This is a genomic window from Microvirga sp. jy35 (assembly GCF_056148915.1).
This window is the reverse complement of record NZ_JBWBEW010000005.1, coordinates 100,995-120,984: the sequence shown is the minus strand read 5'-3', so window position 1 is coordinate 120,984 and position 19,990 is coordinate 100,995. Positions and strand designations below refer to the sequence as shown.

Genomic DNA, 19,990 nt, shown 5'->3' with positions numbered 1-19,990 from the left:
TTTTGAACCCCTGGAGGCGGGGCTCAGTGACGATGGATCGGGCAGGGCGTGACGGCCGTGTCCAGAATCAGCCGCATGGAGCCTGACGGGGTGATCTCGAGCGTGGCCTTCATGGCGGTCGGATCTTCGACCAGGTGCATGAAGGCCAGGAGCCTCAGCCGCACGATCGGCGGCAGGTGAGATAGGCAGACCGCCAGCGTCTGGGTCGCTCCGTCGGACATTTCCTCCTGGACGAAGGAGGCGACGGGAGTAGGCTCGTCAGGCAGCGACATGGGGCACCCGATCGGCAAAGGGGGAGGCTCCGGCGCGCACCAGGCATGAGCCGCGCAGGCCTGCCAGCCTGCTGACATGCCTTAGGCTGTCCTCCGATATCTGGATGGCGGCTGCGATGCAGGGTTGGCCTTCGACCATGGTCGGCAGACCCAAGGGGCGGACCTTGAAGCCCGCCTGCTGCCAGCGCGGGAGCCACCACATCTCGACCACGGCTGTGACCTCCGTGATGCCCTCCTCGAGGCAGTATTGCTGAAAAGCCGCCAGGAGGCGGCAATCCGTGCGGCCCATGCGCCGCTCCCTGACGATGAAGTACCGCGTGCATTCGAGGATCGTCGGGCCGGAGAGCACATTCCGGCCCCTGACGAGATGGCCGAAAGACTCGCTGATCATGTGCGGCAGCAGCGTCGGATACAGCCTCAAGCCTCCGATGGCCCGCCCGTCGTCGATTGCGATCAGATAAGTCGCGTGGTCATTGTCGTAGGCATCCACCTCCTGCCCGTCAGGCCGTTCGAGATCGCGCCACCCGCGTTCAACCACGAAGATCTCGTGCCTCAGGCGGAAATACGCATCGAGAATCGCTTCATATCCAGCTTTGTTTTCATCGGTGATGACGTGAATTGAGGTCATACCCCATGCCCTCCGTTTTTCTCGGAGAGCAGTGTTCATGATAGGCCCGATTTGAATATTGTAGGAAATTACAGGTACTTCTGCGTCAAATCTCGATGAGCCGGTGCTGAAGAGCTTTGGCGACCGCATGCGTCTTGTTGGCAGCGCTCAGCTTGGAGCATGCGCTGCCGATGTGAGCCGTAATCGTCCGTTCCGTCACGCCAAGGATCTCTCCAGTGTCGGCAGCCGACTTCCCAAGCGCCGCCCAGCGCAGCGCCTCCTGCTCCCGGGACGTCAGAGGGTTAGGACGTGGGGAGGGAGCCAGGATGAGCCGGGCACGCTCGAACGCATACATGGACATCAGGTGGATGGCGGGCTTGGTCTGGGGCGTCAGGTCCAGGTCGAAACCGCTCATGGAAAGGCACGCCTCGAACCCGTTCAGCCCATGGATCGGCAGGCAATAGCCCTGTCTCATGCCGAAATCGGCAGCTCCCTGCATGATCTCCTTTCCCCTGGGATTCGTCTCCGGATCGAAGCGGGCTTCGCTCCATTCGAAGGGCTGGACGGTCTGGCGGCACAAGCGGATTACGGGATCGTACCGGTCGTAGCAGTTCTGCGTGTAGCGCTCATACCAGCCGAGAGGCCACTTCTTGAGCAGGACCAAGCTTTCGATCCGCTGCTCCGGATGAGGCAGCCCGGTCATGATGAAGTTCTCGAACCCGAAGCGCGCAAAGGAGCGCTCCATCGCATCGATGATCGCCTGGGCCGAGGCAAGGCAGTCGAGCCTCTCGATGAACTCGAACGCTTCTACCGTATGGTCAAGGCTGCGGCCGCTCACAGGTTTCTCCAGGGTGATTTTTCAACCTTAAGCAAGTCATGCGATATAATGCTACCAAAAGTTTTAGAGTTGGCCTAGACAAAGTGGGGTTCCACCAAAGGCAGGAGCGGGGCTTGCAGAAGAAGGCGCCTAACCACATCGGCAGCCGGGTGAGGGCCCGGCGGACCATGCTCGGCATGAGCCAGGAACGGCTCGCGGATGCCTTGGGGCTCACCTTCCAGCAGGTTCAGAAATACGAAAAGGGTATGAACCGCATCGGTGCCAGCCGCCTCCTTCAGATTGCCGGCATTCTCGATGTCGGCATCGAGTTCTTCTTCGAGGGACTCCCCGGATTGCGGGCAGGCGGGTTCTCCGGCGACAGCCTCATGGCCGAGTTTCTGACCCGATCGGAAAGCGACCGGCTCGTGCGCGGTTTCCTGCGTCTGAAGGACGACGAGGCTCGCAGGAAAGTCGCCGACCTCGTCGATTGGCTCGCCTCGGTCGGCTAGGCGCAGGAACCGGTGAAACCCCAAAGTCTTGGTTTCGAGCAGCCTTCGGAACCTGCCGCGCTTCTAATGGTTACTCCCTCACGATTGAGAGAGGTTGACCATGGGCGTGGGACAGCAAGACACCAACCGGCAGCAGGACAACGGCAACGAGGATTGGGATGCGCTGAAGGGCGATGTCGGCGATATTGCGGGCGCCGCTGCGGAGCGCAGCCGTTACTTCATCGACAGCGCGCGCGAGCAGGCGACGGATTATGTCGACCGCCGCAAGGACGACATCGCACAGTCGGTTGCCGATTTTGCCACTACCCTGCGTGAATCCACCCACTCCTTCGACGAGCGGCCGAATATCCGCGCCGTCGTCGATACGGCGGCCGAAGGGCTGGAGCAGCTGGCGGATTCGATCCGCGAGCGGACCTTTGCCGACTTCTTCAACGAGTTCGAGGGTGTGGTGCGGCGCCGGCCGGCAACCGTGGCCGCAGTCTCCGTAGCCGTCGGCTTTCTCGCCGCGCGCTTCATCAAGAGCACGGCCGAGGATCTGCGCTATGAGGGCATGGAGACCGGTGCGGCTCAGGGCGGCCAGGGCCGCGCGCGCCAGCAGGGTCAGCAGGGCCAACAGCGCTCGCGTGCCAAAGTCAGTACCTGACGGAGGCGACCATGCAGGGTAACGGCAACCAAACCATCCAGGGCCTCGTCGGCGAGGCCCTGCGCGAGTCGACCGATCTCGCGCAGAAGGAATTCACCCTCTTCAAGACAGAGATTTCCCAGAATATGCGGACCCTCTTCATGGGGCTCGCCATGGTGGTCGCGGCCGCGGTCTTCGCGATCGCCGCCGTCATGCTGTTCACCGAGTCGCTGGTGGAGTGGCTGGCCGCCGTCGTCGACTCGGAAGCGCTCGCCGCGCTCATTGTTGGCGGCATTCTGGCCGTGATCGCCATCGGCCTCGGGTTGTGGGGGCGTAGCGCCATGACGGCGTCGTCGCTCACGCCGCAGAGGACCATGCGTTCGCTCAAGCGCGATGCGGAAGTCCTGTCCGAGAGAGGTGCATGATGACGTCACAGAGTCTGCAGGAGCTGGAGAGTGACATTGAGCGCAGCCGCGCTCAGCTCGACCAGACCATCGACCGCCTCCAGAACAAGATGACCGTCTCTGGCGTTGTCGATGATATGCTCGGGACTGCTCGCAACGGGCAGTACGGGCCGATCTACGACAGGGTTCTGGATACGGTCAGGCGCAATCCTGTGCCGGTGATGCTGATCGCCATGGGCATAGGGCTCCTGGCTTACCGCCTGGGTCGTCCGACGCGTCCCGTGCGCCCGGCTCCGCTGATCGCGGCCGATGAGGATCTCATCACCGAGGAGCATCTTCTGATGGAGGCGGAGGATCCGCGCCTGTACGGGACGGAGGCCGCTCACCAGCCCGCGACGGACACCATGTTCGAGCGGCCCGGCATGAATTCCCGCTACTGAAGAATCGAACAGGAGCTTTCCATGGCAAATACGAAGAACGATACCGGCAGGCCGGGAGCGGACAAGCAGAGCGGCAACGAGACCGGCACCGCCGGCAAGGTGTCCGCAGGCACTTCGGTCGGCAATATCGGCGAGGCTCCGATGCCTCACGCGCACGACCAGAAATCCGCGCAGGGCGCCGGAACGGCCACGGGTGGAGCACAGTCCGCCGGCCAGTCCAAGGGCCCGTCGTCCGGTCAGTCCTCAGGGCAGGGTTCGGGCCAGTCCTCGGGCCAGTCTTCGCAGCGGAATGCGCAGGACCAGGGCGGCATGACGGACAAGGCGCAGCAGGCCGCCGATCAGGTGCGTCAGAAGGCCGAGGATGTCTATGAGGATGGGTCCGAATGGGCGAAGGATACGTATGAGCGTGCCTCCGACTGGGCCTCTGGCACCTACTCGCAGCAGCGTCGCCGCATGAACCAGATGGGCGGCCGTTCCGCCAGGGCTTTCGGCAGCGCTCGCGGTGGCGTTCAGGGTTATGTGTCCGAGAATCCGATGGTGGTGGGTCTCGTCGGTCTGGCAGCCGGCCTGCTCCTCGGCGCGCTTCTGCCCCGCACCCGCCGCGAGAACGAGATGTTCGGCGAATGGGCGGACGAGGTTCGTAACCAGGGCCTTCGCTATGCACGCGACGCCGCCAGCCGCGGGCGTGAATATGTCGAAGAGAACTTCAGCGGCGATGAGGCGCAGTTCAGCCGTCACGACAGCGAGTTCGGCGGCCAGCGCGACGCCAATCGCCACTGACCACAGGCTTAGATTGATACAGAAAAGGCGCCGGTGAAAACCGGCGCCTTTTCTTGTGATCTCGAAGGGCTCGCCGGGACGCCCGACCGACCTGCAGAAACGATAACGGCCACGGCGAGATGATGCGCGTACATCCGGCGTCATCATCTCGGCATCGTGACCGCTTCTGGTCGGCACGGATGCCGCCAGTGTGAGCTTGAGATGGGTTCGATCAGTCTAGCATTCAAGAGGATGACGAAGTTTCTTAACTCTGTTCCGCTAAATTCCTTCTCCGCGCAGGTCCATTCAGGAACGAGGCGCCTTTGAGTTTGTTGGCTTTGCAACAGGGCCAAAATTTCCTATCCCGAAGGCTCTGCGCGAAGGTGGTCCTCCTCAAGGATCGGTGATGGAGTTGGGGCATGCGTATTCTGATCCTGGAAGACGACCCGGCGATCGCGTTCGATCTGCAGGCCATTCTCGAGGCTGATGGGCACGAGGTTGTCGACTCCATCAGTTCGCTTGCCGAAGCTTACCAACATCTCGACGACAGGTTCGATTGCGCGCTGCTCGACATCGACGTGATCGGCGGCAAGAGCTTCGGCGTGGCCGAGACCCTCATGGAGCGACATATCCCGTTCGTGTTCGTGTCGGCCTCCGCTCCGTCGGATCTGCCGCAGCCCCTGCAGCGGGCTGCCTTCGTGGCAAAGCCGTTCCAGGAGAAGGTGCTGCTGGAAACGGTGGAGCACGCCGTTCCCAATCTCCTCCCTTGCTGATGATCCGGGACGTCGAGGAACCTGTTCTTCCCCGGTGACTTCCCTCATCATGAAAGACCATCGGTTCGGCTTCTGCTGCAAGTACATTCCCGAAGACGGCTCGGCGCAGGCTGCCCGGGCCATGAACACGTCGACGGTGACGATGGCTTACTTGAGCCGTCTCGAGCCCAAGGCTGCTTACGAAAAACTGGCCGCTGTCGTATCTCACAATCTGGAAGCCTTCCGGCTCCAGATCGAGCATGTGGCCGGAAGGCCGAAGCTGGAACGTCTGCACCGCCTGTCCAGTGATCTTCTCCCCGGCTATACCCATCCAAGCTGCCAGGAGTTCTATCGCGATCGCGATCTGCGCAGCATGATCGAGGCGAAGCTCGCGCAGACAGGTGGCCTCGCTCGGGACAGAGATGTGCGCCTGAGCATGCATCCTGGCCAGTTCTGCGTGATTGCCTCCGCCAATCCTTCGGCAGCGGCCAACGGCATCGCGGAATTCGAATATCATGCCGAGGTCATGGCCCTCATGGGCTACGGCGAAGGGTGGCATCCGCATGGGGCTCACATCAACATTCATGGCGGTGCGAAGGCCCTGGGGGCAGAAGGAATCCGGAGCGGCCTCGCGCGCCTGTCACGGACCGCACGCAACCTGATCACCATCGAAAACGACGAGGTAAGCTTCGGCCTCGACGATCTCCTGCCTCTGGCGGATGAGGTGCCACTCGTGCTCGATCTTCATCATCATTGGATCATGAGCGAGGGCGAGTATATCGAGCCGGATGATCCGCGCATTGCCCTGATCATCGCATCGTGGCGCGGTGTCAGGCCCGTAAGCCATGTGAGCGTGTCCCGCGAGGACCTTCTCCCGGATTATGCCATCCATAGCCTTCCGGATTTCAAGGCGCTCGTCGCGTCAGGGATCAAGCCGAGGGATCTGCGCGGCCACTCGGACCTCATGTGGAATGAGGCCGTCAACGATCTGGTGATGCGCCACCTGTCATGGTCTGACTTCGAGATCGAGGCAAAGCTCAAGAACATCGCCACCGAAGGTCTGGCGCACCACATGGACAAGCGGCAATCCATGTTTCGCGCAACGGGATAAAGTTTCGTTTTCCTCCGTCGTGGGTGGAACCAACCCAACCAGGCGCCGTTGTCGGGTATTGTATTGTGGGTCACGAAGTGATGTTGCATCTCCATTCCACAGTTCTTTTGGTCGAAGACGAGCCTCTGATCCGTCTTTTTGTGTCCGAGCTTCTGGAAGATGCAGGCTTCAGGGTTGTCGAGGCAGCCAACGGAGCCGAGGCACTAACTCTGGCCTGGAACCGAGATCCTGATCATGTCGGGGCGGCACTGGCCTTCGGCAGGGGATCTTCCGCCCGGAGCGGCCTTCCTGGCGAAACCGTGCCCCAACGAGGCGATCGTCTCCCATGTCATGTCCGCGGTGGAGCGCACGAAGCGCCTTGCCGATGTTGCTCAAACCACACGCCCGTCTGCAGAGCGAGACGCGAAGATACTGCCCTTCTCGAAAACAGCCTAAATTCCTGAACTCGATCTTGCTGACGGCGCGGAGGGGACATAAGCTCTGCCGGAATTGACCTTCATCAGGGGGCCGGGGTCTGTGACCACTCTCCGGAATGTCCGACCGAAGGTTGGTCAGTATGCTTTTCGAGCCTTGCCCAAGGCTGTTGACAAGCTTCCCCACACCATTCCCGGAGGAATACATGGCGACCAAGACGACTGACGGAAAAGCCGGCGCGAAGAAGGCTGCAGACAAGCCTGCCGCCAAGAAGGCTGCCGGTTCCAAGCCCAACGCTCTTCAGCAGCCCTTGCAGCCGTCCAAGGAGCTGGCCGTCATCGTGGGCTCGAACCCGCTGCCGCGCGGCGAGGTTGTGAGCAAGATGTGGGAATACATCAAGAAGAACAACCTGCAGAACCCCGAGAACAAGCGCGAGATCCTCGCTGACGACAAGCTTCAGCCGATCTTCGGCAAGCCGAAGGTGACGATGTTCGAGATGAACAAGCACCTCGCCCAGCACCTGAAGTAGGCGGAATTCTGCCTCAGGCTGATCAGGAATCCTGCCGCCACCGATCGAGCGGCAGGATCTCCGGCCGCTGACCCGGGGCCTTCCTCCACGGGTCCACGGCCCATCCCGCCCCGGTGCGCTTCTCCGCTATCACCGCCGTGAAGTGCGGGTAGCGGCCGTCGAAGAAGAACCCCCGTGATTCCGGATGCTCCACCACATGATGCGCGAGAAGCCCGCGCTCCTGCAGAACGAGGAGCAGGCTGGTCGTATTCGCGGTTTCATCCAGGCAATCCATCTGCCCATGCACGCCCGACATCTGGGCTGGCGATCCCGGGATGTCCGGCTTGCCTCCCAGGGAAGCTGCCAAATATGCAGTGTAGGATCTGATCACCTCGGCCAGAGCCTGCCGCTCCGCAGAGGGTGAGCCCTGCGCGGATCTCAACACCCCGCTCGCCCGACTCAGCAGATGCCCATCGACCGAGAGCGCCAGCCGCCGGGTGCATCCATAGCCGTGACAGGCGATGATCCGGCCTCCCTCCGGCTCGACATAACCACGCTCGCTGAACCATCTCTGGGCCGCCAGGGGACCTGCAATGGCCGGAGCGCTCAGGAGAACGACCGGCAGAACCTTCAAAATGAGGAGTAGCGTCTGTCTCATGTTGGGGGTACCTATCGCCTAAGCTTGCAGGGCTCTTGGCCATATAGGTCGAGCGGCTCAGCTGCCCATAGGTCAGGTTTGGTTGAGTCGGGTTACGACTTTCGAGGTTTCCCATGTCCCGCATCGTTTTCCTGAATGGTTCCTTTCTGCCGATCGAAGAAGCCAAGGTTCCCTTCATGGATCGCGGCTTCCTGTTCGGCGACGGGGTCTATGAGGGGATTGGCGTGCTCGATGGCTGGTTGATCGACAACGAGGCGCATCTCGAGCGTCTCGAGCGCTCGTTGGCCGAAGTGCGCATCCGCAATCCCTATTCGAGAGCCGAATGGACCTCCCTGCAGGAAGAGATCGTCCGTCGCAACGGCATGGCGGAGGGCTTCATCTACTTCCAGGTCACCCGGGGCGTGGCTGAGCGGGATTTCTTCTTTCCTGAAAATACCCATCCTACGGTGGCCATGTTCACCCAGGCCAAGGCGATTGCCGATGCCCCTGCCGCCCGGTCCGGCATCGCGGTGGTGACCGTTCCGGACCAGCGCTGGGCGCGCCGCGACATCAAGTCGATCAACCTGCTCGCTCAGGTTCTGGCCAAGCAGGCGGCCAAGGAAGCAGGGGCACAGGAGGCTTGGCTGGTGGAGGACGGCTACGTGACCGAGGGCGGCTCGTCGAGCGGCTTCATCGTCACGAAGAAGGGCAGCATCGTCGTGCGTCCGCTCTCCCAGGCCATCCTTCCCGGCATTACCCGCAAGTCCCTCCTGCGGCTCTCGGAAGAAGCCGGAATCCCCCTCGAAGAGCGCCGATTCACGGTCGAGGAGGCCTACGATGCGGCTGAGGCATTCCTCACCAGCGCCTCGAACTTCGTTCTGCCCATCGTGACGATCGATGGACGGCCCGTCGCCGACGGAAAGCCCGGCCCTGTCACGAAGCGGCTGCGGGAGCTCTACCTGTCCATGGCCCGGACCCCGGCCCTGGCCGCCGAGTAGCGTTGCCGGAACCGGCCATCAGGTCGCCCGTTGCCTTGCAAAGGAGCGACCCATGACGCGTGTTCTGGTCCTATCGACATTTCTGGCAGGCTGCCTCGGGACGGCAGCTCTCGCCCAAAATCCCCAGGTTCTGCAGCAGCAGGCCCCGAACATGCCTGCACCGAACCAGATGCCGGCCGAGAAGATCGAGCCGAACAGCAACCTTTCTGGCACCAATGGCCCGTCCGAGACGGGTTCGACCAAGACCTTGAGCGAGAAGCTCGAGCAGACGGACGGCGTCATCCGGCCGCCGGAGACCGCCACCCCGGACATCACCGTGCCGGCGCCCGTGCCCAATCCCGGCACCACGCCGGTCATTCGCCCCCCGGGCAGCCCTGGCGGCAACCAGCAGGTCGATCCGAAGTAAGGTCTGAGAATTACTTGCCGGCCGAGCGCCGCCGCTTGCCCTCGCGGGACCTGTTGTTCTCGCGGGGCTTGGCCTCAGTCGAAGGATCGCCACCGCTCTTCATGATCTGAACGGCCACCTCGGAGATCTGGCGGCGCAGTTCATCGTTCTGGCCTCCCGAAACCTCCAGGTTCGCAAGCCGCTCCTGGGCTTCGTCGCGCTCCGCTTCGATCTCGCGGATGCGCTGCTCAAGGATCAGGCCCCGCTCCTGCTCGGCGGCAATACCCTTGGCCAGCTCGGCCAGACGCAGGCGCTCGTCGGACAATTCGCTGTGCCGCTCGTTCAAGGCCCGCTCGAAGTCGTTGCCCCGGGCCGTCTGGGTCATGAGGCGGGTCTCGAGATCCGAGATGGTGATGCGCTTGGTGTCCAGATCGCTCAGGGCTGCCGTGAGCCGGCGCTCCATGTCGGCGAACTCCACCTCCAGGCGGGCAAGCTTCTCCTCCGCATGAAGGAGTTCGGTCTTCGTCCTGGAGCGCTCGTGCTGGGTGAGCTCCAGCTCCATGCGGGTGTTGGACAGCTCGTTCAGGGTTGCCCGGTGAGCATTCTCGAGGGCGGTCAGGGTCTCGCGGGTGCTCGTGAGGAAGGTCTTGGTCTGTGCGAGATCTTCGTCGGTGGCCGCGAGCCGCGTCTGGGTGGCGGCGAGGTTGACTTCGAGCTGGGCCACCGTCTGGTCGCGCTCCGCAAGGGTGCTCTCGAGGGCCTCGATACGGATCGCCCGCCGGCCCAGTTCCTCCATGCTTTCCCGCTTGTAGGACAGCGCCTCCTCCGCCTTGCGCTCGATGCGCCGCTGGAGAACGGCGAATTCCGCACGCAGGTGGTCCTTCTCCGCCGTCAATTCGGAGATCGACATGGGAAACAGCGCCTCGGCCCTGCGCCGGGCGAGACGCTCGGCGCGGGCATTGACGGCAGGGATGATCAGAAGCGCGATGAGGGAGGCTGCGACGAACCCCAACGCGAAAATCATGATTGTTTCGATCACGCCGACGCCAACTCCAAGGTGCTTGACCGGTAACGCTCAAGCACCTTGCCTTGTGCCCGCGCAGGTTTCCAGAGCCGGAACGCTCCAGACCGCCCGTTGTAGCGCATCCGGGGGCAGTTTCCACTGCCTTGGAGACGGCACCTGCTCGCGTGAGAGCCTAGAAAGGATTCCAGGTCGGTTCCGAGGTGAACTTCAGGTAGCCGATGTTGACGCCCAGGCGGGCCCCGACGCCGGCCCGGATCGGCACCACGACCATCTCGTCCGCCGCCACGGCAGTCACCCCGAAGCCGCCGATGAAATAGGCCGAGCCGTCCACGCCGACGAAGCGCTTATAGAGCGCATCGGTGAAAGGCATGTTGTAGACGAGCATCATGGTGCGGGCGCCGTCGCCACCCACGTCGAAACCCAGAGAGGGACCCTGCCAGAAGATCCGGCGATCCCCGGCATTGCGGGTGAAGAGCTTGCCCTCGCCGTAGCGCAGGCCGCCGAAGAAGGCGCCGGAGGCCTCCTGTCCCAGGATGTAGCCGTTGGGCTCGCCCCAGCGGCGGATCGCTTCCTGGAGCGCAAGGGCAAGGCCGCGGGAGGCCGAGCCGAAGAACTGATGTCCGGACTCGACCAGTTCATCGGAGCGGAAGGATTCCGGGCTGCCGGGATTGGCAACATAGGCGCGCTGGACGGTTTGGGCGGAGGCCTGCAGGGGCAGGGCGCTGATCAGGGCGGCAAAGGCCGCAGCCGCAAGAATGGTTGGCCGGGAGCGCATGGGCTATCTCCTCGCATGAGACAGGGGGCAATTCAGCCGTGATGGGCCGAAAGGCTGCTATCGAGGTTCGAACCTTACGGTCATCAACCCTAACAATCTCTGTACGGAATAGCCCTTCGATAAGGACTCCCTGTTGTTTTGAGCTGGGCTGGCCCGGCTCCCGGCGAAGACGTCAGTATTTGAAGGGGATCCTACGCGGCCGAAGCTGATACGGGAAGGTCCAGCCGAGGAGCCAGGGCCGTGTCGCCGATGGCCGCGAAGGGGCCGTTCCGGTAGCCTCTGTCCTCATGGCCATAGGTGAGGGGGGCTCCCCCCGGTCCGACCACGCTGCCGCCGGCACAGGTGAGGATGTGGTCGCCCGCCGCCGTGTCCCATTCCATGGTCGGGCCGCAGCGCACGTAAACGTCGGCCTCGCCCGAGGCGATGAGGCAGAACTTGAGGGCCGAGGAGGTCATGCGCCGTGTGCCGATCGACAGAACCGAGAGGCAGGCGTCCGTCGCGATATCGCCATGGCGGCGGCTCACCAGAGCCACCAGATCCTTCTCGGGCGCCGGGCGCACCTTCGCTTCGCGCCAGTCGAAGTTCGCCTCCCCGCCGTCGGGCAGGGCGCTCATGCGGGCGTTTTCGCCGGCAATCCAGATCGACCCCATGGCCGGAGCCGCCACGACGGCCGCCATGGGCCGGGTGCCCCGGATCAGGGCGATGTTGACGCTGTACTCGCCGGTGCCATGAATGAAGTCGCCGGTGCCGTCGAGAGGGTCGACCAGGAAGAAATAATGATCCGGCTGGGCCGTGCTGGAGGTTTCCTCCGCCACCACCGGAACGCCCGGCCACGCCTCGCCCAGGCGCCGGATGATCAGCTGCTCCGCCGCCAGATCGGCCGCGGTCGTGGGGGTTCCGTCGTCCTTGATGCGCTTGTCCACCAGCGCGCTCTCCATGCCGCGCAGGACCCGTCCTGCCTCCCGGGCGATGTGAGCAAGCTTCAGGGCGATCTCGTCGGGGTCTTGTCCATCGAAGCGCATCATGGATTTGTGCCTGTTCCCTGGCGGGCTGTCGATGTCTTTTTGCCCGCTTTCCAAAGAACTCGGAGCCGGGTATCCGGGTTCACGTTCTCTTTCCTGTTTGGCTGTATTCATGCGCATCGAAATTTCGAATTCATGAATGAACAGCTGACGTTACGCTGTCTCCGGAGCCCTCATGGCCACGATCTCCCTCGATTCGCTCGACCTCGCCGCTCTTCTCTGCTCACGCGTCTGCCATGACGTGATCTCGCCGGTGGGTGCGATCGTCAACGGGCTCGAGGTTCTGGAGGACGACAGCGACGCCTCCATGCGCGACTTCGCGCTCGACCTGATCCAGAAGAGCGCCAGGCAGGCCTCGGCCCGCCTGCAGTTCGCCCGCCTCGCCTTCGGGGCGGCAGGCTCCGCCGGCGCCTCCATCGATCTCGGCGATGCCGAGCAGGTGGCCCGCGGGCTCTTCCTCGACGACAAGATCAGCTTCTCCTGGTCGTCGCCCCGGCTCCTGTTCCCGAAGAACCGGGTGAAGCTGCTCCTCAATCTGGTGATGATAGCCACCACGGCCATTCCGCGGGGCGGCTCGATTGCCGTGACGGTGACGGGCGACGCGGAGGCCTGCGCCTTCACCATCGTGTCGAAAGGCCTGAACGCCCGCATTCCCGCCCATTCCGAGGCGCTCCTCGCCGGCGATTCGGAGTCCGGCACGGTCGATGCCCATGGCATCCAGATCTTTTATGCCGGCATGGTGGCCCGCGCATCGAACATGAATATCGACTTCTCCATTGAGGGCGACGAGGTGACGATCAGGGCTGTCACCGCATAAGACAGCCGACGACATTCTCCTGAACGCACAAAAGAAAAGCCCGGCATTCCGCCGGGCTTTTTTCATGTCGCGTGTGACTTGCGTCAGATCGCAATCCGCTCTTCCGCCTCGGTGGGCTCGCGCAGCACGTAGCCGCGTCCCCAGACGGTCTCGATGTAGTTGCGGCCCTGTGAAGCGTTGGCGAGCTTCTTGCGGAGTTTGCAGATGAAGACGTCGATGATCTTCAGCTCCGGCTCGTCCATGCCGCCATAGAGGTGGTTGAGGAACATCTCCTTGGTCAGGGTCGTGCCCTTGCGCAGGGAGAGGAGCTCCAGCATCTGGTATTCCTTGCCGGTCAGGTGCACGCGGGCGCCGCCGACTTCGACCGTCTTGGTGTCGAGATTGACGATCAAATCGCCGGTGGTGATCACCGACTGGGCGTGACCCTTAGAGCGGCGCACGATCGCATGGATGCGGGCCACCATCTCGTCCTTGTGGAACGGCTTGGTGAGATAATCGTCGGCGCCGAAGCCGAGACCCTTCACCTTGTCCTCGATGCCGGCCATGCCGGAGAGGATCAGGATCGGCGTCTTAACCTTCGCGACGCGGAGCGTCCGCAGAACCTCGTAGCCCGACATGTCGGGCAGGTTCAGATCGAGCAGGATGATGTCGTAATCGTAGAGTTTGCCGAGGTCGATGCCCTCTTCTCCGAGATCCGTCGTGTAGATGTTGAAATTCTCGGACTTCAGCATCAGTTCGATGCTTTGCGCTGTCGCGCTGTCGTCTTCGATCAGAAGTACGCGCATGTTCAATCCCCAGCCCTTGCCCTTGAGCGTCCAAACAGCGGAAGGCTGTTCATCCGCCACCGGGCCTGCGGCGGATGCTCTTTTGAACTGATTCGAAACGCTAGTACGGAATGGTTAACAAACCCTGATTCTGGGACGCAAGCGCTTAACGAACTTGACAGGCAGATCATCCGCCGAAGGCAACTATCCTGTGGATTCTGGGTAACCATAGGGAACCGCCTTACAACATCCCAAAAGCTTATCACTCAAGCGTTTCAGCCTTGTCCGGGGACGGACCCGAAGGGAGCCGCGACCGTGACCAGGCCAGTGTTAACGAAATCGGTAAACGAAAGGTTTACGCGGCCGGCCAAACGCAAGATCGGAGCAAGGCTTTGCCCAGGGGATTGAGATCACAGGAATTTTTTGTCGGAGCCGGTAAGGAAAGCTCAACCTCCATCGGCGATGGTGTCGCATGTCTGGCGGGTAACTGAGCGATCCGTGAGGCGAAATGAAACAGCGACGTGTGGAGTTGAATCAAGATGAAGTCGCGGGACACGCTCATCCGCCTCAAGCGCTTTCAGGTCGACGAAAAACGTCGCCGCGTGGCGCAGATCGAGATGATGATCGCCGAGTTCGACCGCATGGCGGCTGACCTTGATCGGGAAATCGCAGCGGAAGAGCAGAAGGCCGGTATCACCGACCTCAACCACTTTGCCTATCCGACCTACGCGCGCGCTGCGGCCCAGAGGCGGGACAACCTGCGCCTCTCGGCTCAGAACCTGCACATCCAGCTCGACGACGCGAAGGCCGAGCTTGGGGAGGCGTTCGAAGACCTGAAGCGGGCCGAGAGTCTCGAGGACCGCGAGCGCTCCCTGGACGCCGCCATCAGCCAGGCTGGCCAGGGTCGCGTCGTTCGCGCCACGGCCTGAACGCCGCCGCACCGAAATCCCACAGGGCGCACCAGACCGGTGCGCCCTTTTTCATGCCTCGGGCCTCAGGAGCGGAATATGGGGTGCCGTCTCCCTGGGGAGAAATCCGAGACGGCGCGGGTCGTCTGCCACCTCGATGGCGCGCCGGTAAGGCGTGAAGCCCGAGCGGATATAGAAGGCGAGGGCGCCGGCCGAGTCGAGCGTGCAGGTATGAACGAAGAAACGCTGCTTCGGCCGGGCGAAGGCACGACGGATGGCCTCGTTCATCAGGAAGCGTCCTGCTCCCTGTCCGATGAAACCGGGCACGAGCCCCAGAAAGGCGAGCTCGACCTCGTTCTCGCTGCGGAAGTCCAGTTCGAGCAGGCCCACATCGCGGGTTCCATCATGGAGAGCGTAGGCCTCCACCTTTGGGTCGTCGAGGATCGCTGCGAGTTTGTCATCGGACATCACGGCCCGGCTGAACCAGAGCCAGGGCTCGCCTACCTCGCGGAACAGCGACCGGTACCGCGGCCGGCTGGGACCGATGCGCTGGAGCGTCCACTCTTCCGGTGTCCGGATCGAGGGCAGATCCGGCGGCTCCCGCATTTCAAGGTAAGTGACGATAGCCGCGATCTTGCCGGGAGGTAGATCGGTATAGCCGTTGAGGTTGAGAGCCACTGCCGCTGCGCTCGTCATAGGAATCGCCTTTCGGGGTCTTCAAGGACAAGGCTGCTTGATAGAGCGATTGCCTCCTAGCGTCACGCTCTTCCATTGGACCTTATGTCATGTGCCTGCGGGTCAATATCCCCTTGCGAACTAAGGGGATTGTGGGCACAGAAGAGCCAACCAGGGAGATGTGCCGGCTCGATGAAGAATGTGCGTGAGTTCATTTGGCCCGTGATCGGGCTGCTGGCAGTCATCATCTCCGGCTGGCTTCTCTACCGCGAACTTCGTGGCATGTCCCTGGACGACGTCTGGGACAGCCTGACCGCCGTTCCCTCCCATCGGTACGGTCTGGCCGCACTTTCGACCCTCTTCGCCTATGCGGCGCTCGCCTGGTACGATCGGATCGCGCTGCTCCATCTCGGCGTCCGTCATATCTCCTGGCTGTTCGTGTCCGTCACGTCGTTCACGACCTATGCGCTCTCCCACAATATCGGCGCCTCGGTCTTTTCCGGCGCCGTCGTGCGCTACCGGGCCTACACCTCGAAGGGCCTGAGCGCCCCGCAGATCGCCGTGCTGGTGGCCCTCTGTTCCTTCACCTTCGGGCTCGGTACCATCCTGCTCGGCGGCGTCGTGTTGGTGGCCGACCCTACACTCCTTCACAGGCTGGAGGAGCTGCTCCCCTCGATGCTGACAAATCCGGCCACGGCTCGCATCGTCGGGCTGCTGCTGCTCGGCTTCGTGGCCCTCTACGTGGTCGGGTCCTCCCTGCACCTTCCGCCGCTCGTCATCCGCAAGGCCAAGCTCGAGTATCCCCGCCCGGCCATCATGGTGCGCCAGCTGATCGCGGCGCCGCTCGAGCTCCTGGGCGCTGCCGGCATCATCTATTTCGTGCTCCCGGCGCATCTGGAGCCGAGCTTCATCGTCGTCCTCGCCGTGTTCCTGGCCTCCTTCTCGGCGGCCCTGGTGAGCCATGCCCCCGGCGGCCTGGGGGTGTTCGAGCTCGTCTTCCTCACGGCCATGCCGGACATCCCCAAGGCGGATGTGCTGGCGGCGCTCATCATCTTCCGCCTGTTCTATCTCCTGGTTCCCTTCGGCCTGTCGCTGGTGGTCGTCCTTCTGTTCGAGCGGGCGCGGCTGGCGCAGGCCTGGCGCGGACGGATGGTCGCCGACGGCTCCGTGCCGCCGCCGCCGCTGTCGTCCTCCGATCAGTAAGGCGCTGAGGAAAAGCGCCGGCGCTCAGATGGCAGGACGCTGACCCGGCTCCGGCACGACGATGCCCGCCTGCATGTATTCGTTGAGCTTGTTGCGCAGGGTGCGGATCGAGATGCCGAGGATTCGGGCCGCATGGGTCCGGTTTCCCATGCAGGAGGCGAGCGTGTCGAGGATGAGGTTCTGCTCTACGTCGGCGATGGTCCTGCCGACCAGAATCCGCCTGAGAGTCTCGACGGTCTGATCTTGACCGGCAGGGGAGGGCAAAACGGCTGTCGCTTCGAGGAAGCCTTGTTGGCCTAACAGATCCTGGGTGCCGAGCACGTTGAGAGCCTGCCTTAAGGAGAAGTGATTCAGGAGTTTATGCTCATCTTATGGTTAGGAAGCTCTTAACGGCAGAGCTTCAGGTGTCGGGTTTCGGCCTGAAATGGAAAAAGGCGCTGGCTCGGGTGAGCAGCGCCTCATTGTCGAATCTCTCGGCGTGCTTACTGCCGGTACTGCTGGATGCGCGTGGTGCGCAGGCCCGCCAGGCCATGCTGGTCGATGGACAGCTGCCAGCTGAGGAACTCCTCGGTGGTCAGCGTGTAGCGCTGGCAGGCTTCTTCGAGGCTCAGGAGACCGCCGCGAACGGCGGCGACAACCTCGGCCTTTCGGCGGATGACCCAGCGGCGGGTGCTGGAAGGGGGAAGGTCGGCAATCGTCAGGGGACTGCCATCGGGCCCTATGACATACTTGACCCTAGGGCGGTGGGGTTCGGTCATGATACGCTCACACAAAAATTCAACGACCTCAGTGGCTCGAACCTACGCGACGGGACTTAATGTTTTCCTAAGCCCAATCAGGCGGTTATCGAGAGTGCCTAAGCTTAGCCATAAACATTAACGTTGCCTTATTCCGCTGCACTTTCCCTTTAAGATTTGTGGCGCACGAGCATCTGACCCTAAAGTGGGAACCACTTTTGGGGTCCATTCCGATGCTCATGCTCTTGGCTGGCGCATCGTTTGACGCGGACCCGGAGGGCCGCGTCAGCGAAAACGGGTCCACTTTTCCGCACGATGCGCTATAGAAGGGCTTTGGCCCCTCCCGTGCGCCGCCTTGAACGGCGCCTCTGGATGGAATGATGCTCAACTCACTCGACCTGCCTACAGACCCTTCGAAGACCCGCGTCGTGGTAGCGATGTCGGGCGGCGTGGACTCGTCCGTCGTCGCGGCCCTCCTCAAGCGCGAGGGCTACGACGTCATCGGCATCACGCTCCAGCTCTACGACCATGGCGCCGCCGCGCACCGGAAGGGCGCCTGCTGCGCCGGCCAGGACATCTACGATGCCCGCCGGGTGGCGGAGGCCATCGGCATCCCCCATTACGTGCTCGACTACGAGGCCCGCTTCCGCGAGGCCGTGATCGACCGCTTCACCCAGAGCTATCTGGAAGGCGAGACGCCGATCCCCTGCGTCGAGTGCAACCGCTCCATCAAGTTCCGCGATCTCCTGGAAACCGCCAGGGAACTCGGCGCCGATGTGCTCGCCACCGGCCATTATGTGGCCAGCCGCCGCCTGCCCGATGGCCGCCGAGCCCTCCATCGCGCCGCCGATCCGGATCGCGACCAGAGCTACTTCCTCTATGCCACCACGCCGGAGCAGCTCGACCTGCTGCGCTTCCCCTTAGGCGAGCTGCCCAAGGAGCAGACCCGCGAGCTGGCGCGGGAATTCGGGCTCACCGTAGCGGAAAAGGCCGACAGCCAGGACATCTGCTTCGTCACTCAAGGCCGCTACAGCGACGTGATCGAGCGCCTGAAGCCGGGCGCCGTGCAGGGCGGCGAGATCGTCCACATCGATGGCCGGGTGCTCGGGCGCCACGAGGGCATCATCCACTACACGGTGGGGCAGCGGAAGGGCCTGGGGCTCTCCGTCGGCGAGCCGCTCTACGTGGTCCGCCTCGAAGCCAAGGAGGCTCGCGTGGTAGTCGGTCCCCGGGAGGCGCTGGCCACCCGGCTCATCCGCGTCACGGATATGAACTGGCTCGGCGATGTGCCGCTCGAGTCCTTGAGCGAAAAGGGCATGGAAGTGGCCGTGCGCGTCCGCTCCACCCGCGAGCCGCGCCCCGCCACCTTACGATCCACAGGAACCAGCACTACGGTCGAGCTGTTATCGGCGGAAGACGGGGTGTCTCCCGGTCAAGCTTGTGTCATCTATGAGAGCGATGCTCCGCGGGCACGTGTGCTTGGCGGGGGCACAATTGCTCGCACATTGGCCGAAGCCGCGCCCGCCGCGGCCTGAGGCCTCGACCGAAGGGACGTTTATGACGGATGGAGCGACCACCGTTCTGATGCGCAAGGCTTATGCGCGTTGGGCGCCGATCTACGACCTCGTCTACGACAAGCTGACCGAACCGGCCGCCCGCGCCGCCGTGAACGCCGCCGTCGCCTGCGGCCCGAAGGTGCTGGAGGCCGGCGTCGGCACCGGTCTGTCCCTCGGCTACTATCCCAGGCACGCCGAGGTCTATGGGGTTGATCTCTCCGAGGACATGCTTCGCCGGGCTCAGGAGAAAGTGGACAGGAAGGGCCTCAGCCATGTGAAGAGCCTGCAGGTGATGGACGTCACCCGTCTCGGCTTCCCGGACGGGACCTTCGACGCGGTGACCGCGCAGTTCATCATCACCCTGGTTCCCGAGCCGGAGACGGCGCTGGACGAGTTCATGCGCGTGCTCAAGCCGGGCGGCGAAATCGTGCTGGCCAACCACTGGGGGCAGCCCTCCGGCCCCATCGCAGCCGTGGAGGAGATGGTCTCTCCCATCGCCAAGGCTATCGGCTGGAGCTCGGCCTTCAAGGCGTCGCGGGTCGAGAACTGGGCTCAGCGGACGGGGCGCATGGAGGTCGTGGAGCTGAGGTCCCTGTTCCCGAGCGGCTTCTTCAAGCTCATGAGAATCAAGAAGAAAGCCTGACGCTGCCGGGTGGGAGGATGAGCCGAAGGCGCGCCTGCAGGACGTGACTTCCGAGCTCAAGGCCCTATCTCCAAGGGCAAGGCCAACTCCAGATCACGAAAGCACTTCCAATGCGCCTTTTCATGTTCACCTCCCAGGCCAAGGACGATCTTCACGCTTTTGCAGGTGACGAATCCGGCACGAAGCTCCCGGCCAAGTACGCCCCCTGGGGTCTGACCGGCACGCTGAACTCCCGCGAGACCCCGCCGCACAAGTTCAACCGCAAGGCCATCGAACAGGCGGTCTCGACCGAAGGCTTCCAGCTCTGGCGGATGAAGCCCAAGGGCTGACCGGAAAGGCCCGGCGTCCAACGCGGGCGGCCGCAGGCTCTAAGCGCAGTTCGCCGAGATCCTGCCGTCCAGGCACATGGCCGACAGGATGGCGACAAATCCGCAGTTTCCCCGCGGGTCTTTCTTGACACTGAGGGCGAACCTTCCCTATATCGCGCTTGCCTGACGCGGGGTCCGCCCCGCTGCCTGGGGCGGAGTAGCTCAGTTGGTCAGAGCAGAGGAATCATAATCCTTGTGTCGGGGGTTCAAATCCCTCCTCCGCTACCACTTCAAACCCTCTATCCTACAGCCCTCGTTTGAGT

The 19,990-nt window shown here is 63.1% G+C and carries 26 protein-coding genes, 1 tRNA gene and 1 pseudogene; 17 read left to right on the top strand and 11 right to left on the bottom strand.

The window, feature by feature from the left end; all coding sequences use genetic code 11:
- Positions 1-23 precede the first annotated feature (23 nt).
- The 3 genes from AC0QTX_RS06875 to AC0QTX_RS06865 form a co-directional block, all read right to left on the bottom strand.
- The gene (locus AC0QTX_RS06875; RefSeq protein WP_474603085.1) at positions 24-272 is read right to left on the bottom strand and encodes a hypothetical protein; all 249 of its coding nucleotides are present in this window, start codon (positions 270-272) and stop codon (positions 24-26) included.
- Positions 259-900: an acyl-homoserine-lactone synthase gene (locus AC0QTX_RS06870; protein WP_474603084.1), complete on the bottom strand. Its 642-nt coding sequence runs from the start codon at positions 898-900 to the stop codon at positions 259-261. The genes AC0QTX_RS06875 and AC0QTX_RS06870 overlap by 14 nt, the downstream gene beginning before the upstream one ends.
- Before the next feature lie 85 nt (positions 901-985).
- Entirely contained in the window at positions 986-1,717 is a 732-nt protein-coding gene (locus AC0QTX_RS06865; RefSeq protein WP_474603083.1) for a helix-turn-helix transcriptional regulator, read from the bottom strand.
- A 113-nt stretch (positions 1,718-1,830) separates the two neighbouring features.
- On the opposite strand from AC0QTX_RS06865, the gene AC0QTX_RS06860 reads away from it, so the two are divergent.
- The 8 genes from AC0QTX_RS06860 (at position 1,831) to AC0QTX_RS06825 (ending at position 7,236) form a co-directional block, all read left to right on the top strand.
- Entirely contained in the window at positions 1,831-2,205 is a 375-nt protein-coding gene (locus tag AC0QTX_RS06860) for a helix-turn-helix domain-containing protein (RefSeq protein WP_474603082.1), read from the top strand.
- 100 nt (positions 2,206-2,305) lie between these two features.
- The gene (locus tag AC0QTX_RS06855) at positions 2,306-2,848 is read left to right on the top strand and encodes a hypothetical protein (protein ID WP_474603081.1); all 543 of its coding nucleotides are present in this window, start codon (positions 2,306-2,308) and stop codon (positions 2,846-2,848) included.
- A gap of 11 nt (positions 2,849-2,859) precedes the next feature.
- Positions 2,860-3,252, top strand: a complete 393-nt coding sequence (locus AC0QTX_RS06850) for a phage holin family protein (protein ID WP_474603080.1) — start codon at positions 2,860-2,862, stop codon at positions 3,250-3,252.
- Positions 3,249-3,671, top strand: coding sequence for a DUF3618 domain-containing protein (locus AC0QTX_RS06845; protein ID WP_474603079.1), 423 nt, complete (start codon positions 3,249-3,251; stop codon positions 3,669-3,671). Before AC0QTX_RS06850 ends, AC0QTX_RS06845 begins: the two co-directional genes overlap by 4 nt.
- Before the next feature lie 21 nt (positions 3,672-3,692).
- A complete protein-coding gene (locus AC0QTX_RS06840) occupies positions 3,693-4,451 on the top strand; it encodes a hypothetical protein (RefSeq protein WP_474603078.1) in 759 nt (252 codons plus the stop codon).
- A gap of 398 nt (positions 4,452-4,849) precedes the next feature.
- Positions 4,850-5,203, top strand: a complete 354-nt coding sequence (locus AC0QTX_RS06835) for a response regulator (RefSeq protein WP_474603077.1) — start codon at positions 4,850-4,852, stop codon at positions 5,201-5,203.
- Positions 5,204-5,252: 49 nt separating this feature from the next.
- Positions 5,253-6,293, top strand: coding sequence for a UV damage endonuclease UvsE (locus tag AC0QTX_RS06830; protein ID WP_474603076.1), 1,041 nt, complete (start codon positions 5,253-5,255; stop codon positions 6,291-6,293).
- A gap of 619 nt (positions 6,294-6,912) precedes the next feature.
- Positions 6,913-7,236, top strand: coding sequence for an SWIB/MDM2 domain-containing protein (locus AC0QTX_RS06825; RefSeq protein WP_036356729.1), 324 nt, complete (start codon positions 6,913-6,915; stop codon positions 7,234-7,236).
- Positions 7,237-7,258: 22 nt separating this feature from the next.
- Here AC0QTX_RS06825 and AC0QTX_RS06820 read toward each other — a convergent pair whose 3' ends face one another.
- Positions 7,259-7,873, bottom strand: coding sequence for a hypothetical protein (locus AC0QTX_RS06820; protein ID WP_474603075.1), 615 nt, complete (start codon positions 7,871-7,873; stop codon positions 7,259-7,261).
- A gap of 113 nt (positions 7,874-7,986) precedes the next feature.
- Here AC0QTX_RS06820 and AC0QTX_RS06815 point away from each other — a divergent pair, with 113 nt between their 5' ends.
- Together AC0QTX_RS06815 and AC0QTX_RS06810 are read left to right on the top strand one after the other, a co-directional pair.
- A complete protein-coding gene (locus AC0QTX_RS06815; RefSeq protein WP_474603074.1) occupies positions 7,987-8,850 on the top strand; it encodes a D-amino-acid transaminase in 864 nt (287 codons plus the stop codon).
- Between the two features lie 52 nt (positions 8,851-8,902).
- Complete coding sequence (locus AC0QTX_RS06810; RefSeq protein WP_474603073.1) at positions 8,903-9,256, top strand: hypothetical protein; 354 nt, start codon at positions 8,903-8,905, stop codon at positions 9,254-9,256.
- A gap of 10 nt (positions 9,257-9,266) precedes the next feature.
- Here AC0QTX_RS06810 and AC0QTX_RS06805 read toward each other — a convergent pair whose 3' ends face one another.
- The 3 genes from AC0QTX_RS06805 to AC0QTX_RS06795 all read right to left on the bottom strand — a co-directional run bounded on the left by AC0QTX_RS06805 (position 9,267) and on the right by AC0QTX_RS06795 (position 12,059).
- On the bottom strand, positions 9,267-10,259 hold the full coding sequence (locus AC0QTX_RS06805) for a hypothetical protein (RefSeq protein WP_474603072.1): 993 nt from the start codon (positions 10,257-10,259) through the stop codon (positions 9,267-9,269).
- A gap of 172 nt (positions 10,260-10,431) precedes the next feature.
- Positions 10,432-11,034, bottom strand: a complete 603-nt coding sequence (locus tag AC0QTX_RS06800) for a DUF1134 domain-containing protein (protein WP_474603071.1) — start codon at positions 11,032-11,034, stop codon at positions 10,432-10,434.
- 191 nt (positions 11,035-11,225) lie between these two features.
- Positions 11,226-12,059 carry a 3'(2'),5'-bisphosphate nucleotidase CysQ family protein gene (locus AC0QTX_RS06795; protein ID WP_474603070.1) on the bottom strand — a complete coding sequence of 278 codons (834 nt, stop codon included), beginning with the start codon at positions 12,057-12,059 and terminating at the stop codon, positions 11,226-11,228.
- Positions 12,060-12,231: 172 nt separating this feature from the next.
- On the opposite strand from AC0QTX_RS06795, the gene chpT reads away from it, so the two are divergent.
- A complete protein-coding gene (gene chpT / locus AC0QTX_RS06790; RefSeq protein ID WP_474603069.1) occupies positions 12,232-12,873 on the top strand; it encodes a histidine phosphotransferase ChpT in 642 nt (213 codons plus the stop codon).
- Between the two features lie 83 nt (positions 12,874-12,956).
- On the opposite strand, the gene ctrA is transcribed toward chpT, so the two are convergent.
- Positions 12,957-13,658, bottom strand: a complete 702-nt coding sequence (gene ctrA, locus AC0QTX_RS06785; protein WP_036356746.1) for a response regulator transcription factor CtrA — start codon at positions 13,656-13,658, stop codon at positions 12,957-12,959.
- A 518-nt stretch (positions 13,659-14,176) separates the two neighbouring features.
- On the opposite strand from ctrA, the gene AC0QTX_RS06780 reads away from it, so the two are divergent.
- Positions 14,177-14,566, top strand: coding sequence for a flagellar export protein FliJ (locus AC0QTX_RS06780; protein ID WP_036356749.1), 390 nt, complete (start codon positions 14,177-14,179; stop codon positions 14,564-14,566).
- A gap of 51 nt (positions 14,567-14,617) precedes the next feature.
- Here the strand turns inward: AC0QTX_RS06780 and AC0QTX_RS06775 are convergent, their stop codons facing one another.
- Positions 14,618-15,241: a GNAT family N-acetyltransferase gene (locus AC0QTX_RS06775; RefSeq protein WP_474603068.1), complete on the bottom strand. Its 624-nt coding sequence runs from the start codon at positions 15,239-15,241 to the stop codon at positions 14,618-14,620.
- 171 nt (positions 15,242-15,412) lie between these two features.
- Here AC0QTX_RS06775 and AC0QTX_RS06770 point away from each other — a divergent pair, with 171 nt between their 5' ends.
- Positions 15,413-16,423, top strand: a complete 1,011-nt coding sequence (locus AC0QTX_RS06770) for a lysylphosphatidylglycerol synthase domain-containing protein (RefSeq protein ID WP_474603067.1) — start codon at positions 15,413-15,415, stop codon at positions 16,421-16,423.
- Positions 16,424-16,447: 24 nt separating this feature from the next.
- Here AC0QTX_RS06770 and AC0QTX_RS06765 read toward each other — a convergent pair.
- Together AC0QTX_RS06765 and sciP are read right to left on the bottom strand one after the other, a co-directional pair.
- A pseudogene (locus AC0QTX_RS06765) lies at positions 16,448-16,645 on the bottom strand (helix-turn-helix domain-containing protein); the annotation flags it as partial.
- A gap of 260 nt (positions 16,646-16,905) precedes the next feature.
- Positions 16,906-17,181 (bottom strand): CtrA inhibitor SciP, encoded by a 276-nt coding sequence (sciP, locus tag AC0QTX_RS06760; protein WP_114187418.1) that lies wholly within the window; start codon positions 17,179-17,181, stop codon positions 16,906-16,908.
- A 359-nt stretch (positions 17,182-17,540) separates the two neighbouring features.
- On the opposite strand from sciP, the gene mnmA reads away from it, so the two are divergent.
- The 4 genes from mnmA (at position 17,541) to AC0QTX_RS06740 (ending at position 19,955) form a co-directional block, all read left to right on the top strand.
- Complete coding sequence (gene mnmA, locus AC0QTX_RS06755) at positions 17,541-18,695, top strand: tRNA 2-thiouridine(34) synthase MnmA (protein ID WP_474603103.1); 1,155 nt, start codon at positions 17,541-17,543, stop codon at positions 18,693-18,695.
- Between the two features lie 22 nt (positions 18,696-18,717).
- Positions 18,718-19,359, top strand: a complete 642-nt coding sequence (locus AC0QTX_RS06750; RefSeq protein ID WP_474603066.1) for a class I SAM-dependent methyltransferase — start codon at positions 18,718-18,720, stop codon at positions 19,357-19,359.
- 122 nt (positions 19,360-19,481) lie between these two features.
- Positions 19,482-19,688, top strand: coding sequence for a hypothetical protein (locus AC0QTX_RS06745; protein WP_474603065.1), 207 nt, complete (start codon positions 19,482-19,484; stop codon positions 19,686-19,688).
- A gap of 190 nt (positions 19,689-19,878) precedes the next feature.
- Positions 19,879-19,955: transfer RNA gene (locus AC0QTX_RS06740), tRNA-Met, on the top strand.
- Positions 19,956-19,990: the final 35 nt, after the last annotated feature.

What these genes read in the sequence shown, in the direction of transcription:
- AC0QTX_RS06875 (WP_474603085.1), bottom strand. Translation starts at nt 272, where the DNA reads ATGTCGCTGCCTGACGAGCCTACTCCCGTCGCCTCCTTCGTCCAGGAG.
- AC0QTX_RS06870 (WP_474603084.1), bottom strand. Translation starts at nt 900, where the DNA reads ATGACCTCAATTCACGTCATCACCGATGAAAACAAAGCTGGATATGAA.
- AC0QTX_RS06855 (WP_474603081.1), top strand. Translation starts at nt 2,306, where the DNA reads ATGGGCGTGGGACAGCAAGACACCAACCGGCAGCAGGACAACGGCAAC.
- AC0QTX_RS06850 (WP_474603080.1), top strand. Translation starts at nt 2,860, where the DNA reads ATGCAGGGTAACGGCAACCAAACCATCCAGGGCCTCGTCGGCGAGGCC.
- AC0QTX_RS06845 (WP_474603079.1), top strand. Translation starts at nt 3,249, where the DNA reads ATGATGACGTCACAGAGTCTGCAGGAGCTGGAGAGTGACATTGAGCGC.
- AC0QTX_RS06840 (WP_474603078.1), top strand. Translation starts at nt 3,693, where the DNA reads ATGGCAAATACGAAGAACGATACCGGCAGGCCGGGAGCGGACAAGCAG.
- AC0QTX_RS06835 (WP_474603077.1), top strand. Translation starts at nt 4,850, where the DNA reads ATGCGTATTCTGATCCTGGAAGACGACCCGGCGATCGCGTTCGATCTG.
- AC0QTX_RS06830 (WP_474603076.1), top strand. Translation starts at nt 5,253, where the DNA reads ATGAAAGACCATCGGTTCGGCTTCTGCTGCAAGTACATTCCCGAAGAC.
- AC0QTX_RS06825 (WP_036356729.1), top strand. Translation starts at nt 6,913, where the DNA reads ATGGCGACCAAGACGACTGACGGAAAAGCCGGCGCGAAGAAGGCTGCA.
- AC0QTX_RS06820 (WP_474603075.1), bottom strand. Translation starts at nt 7,873, where the DNA reads ATGAGACAGACGCTACTCCTCATTTTGAAGGTTCTGCCGGTCGTTCTC.
- AC0QTX_RS06815 (WP_474603074.1), top strand. Translation starts at nt 7,987, where the DNA reads ATGTCCCGCATCGTTTTCCTGAATGGTTCCTTTCTGCCGATCGAAGAA.
- AC0QTX_RS06810 (WP_474603073.1), top strand. Translation starts at nt 8,903, where the DNA reads ATGACGCGTGTTCTGGTCCTATCGACATTTCTGGCAGGCTGCCTCGGG.
- AC0QTX_RS06805 (WP_474603072.1), bottom strand. Translation starts at nt 10,259, where the DNA reads ATGATTTTCGCGTTGGGGTTCGTCGCAGCCTCCCTCATCGCGCTTCTG.
- AC0QTX_RS06800 (WP_474603071.1), bottom strand. Translation starts at nt 11,034, where the DNA reads ATGCGCTCCCGGCCAACCATTCTTGCGGCTGCGGCCTTTGCCGCCCTG.
- AC0QTX_RS06795 (WP_474603070.1), bottom strand. Translation starts at nt 12,059, where the DNA reads ATGATGCGCTTCGATGGACAAGACCCCGACGAGATCGCCCTGAAGCTT.
- chpT (WP_474603069.1), top strand. Translation starts at nt 12,232, where the DNA reads ATGGCCACGATCTCCCTCGATTCGCTCGACCTCGCCGCTCTTCTCTGC.
- ctrA (WP_036356746.1), bottom strand. Translation starts at nt 13,658, where the DNA reads ATGCGCGTACTTCTGATCGAAGACGACAGCGCGACAGCGCAAAGCATC.
- AC0QTX_RS06780 (WP_036356749.1), top strand. Translation starts at nt 14,177, where the DNA reads ATGAAGTCGCGGGACACGCTCATCCGCCTCAAGCGCTTTCAGGTCGAC.
- AC0QTX_RS06775 (WP_474603068.1), bottom strand. Translation starts at nt 15,241, where the DNA reads ATGACGAGCGCAGCGGCAGTGGCTCTCAACCTCAACGGCTATACCGAT.
- AC0QTX_RS06770 (WP_474603067.1), top strand. Translation starts at nt 15,413, where the DNA reads ATGAAGAATGTGCGTGAGTTCATTTGGCCCGTGATCGGGCTGCTGGCA.
- sciP (WP_114187418.1), bottom strand. Translation starts at nt 17,181, where the DNA reads ATGACCGAACCCCACCGCCCTAGGGTCAAGTATGTCATAGGGCCCGAT.
- mnmA (WP_474603103.1), top strand. Translation starts at nt 17,541, where the DNA reads ATGCTCAACTCACTCGACCTGCCTACAGACCCTTCGAAGACCCGCGTC.
- AC0QTX_RS06750 (WP_474603066.1), top strand. Translation starts at nt 18,718, where the DNA reads ATGACGGATGGAGCGACCACCGTTCTGATGCGCAAGGCTTATGCGCGT.
- AC0QTX_RS06745 (WP_474603065.1), top strand. Translation starts at nt 19,482, where the DNA reads ATGTTCACCTCCCAGGCCAAGGACGATCTTCACGCTTTTGCAGGTGAC.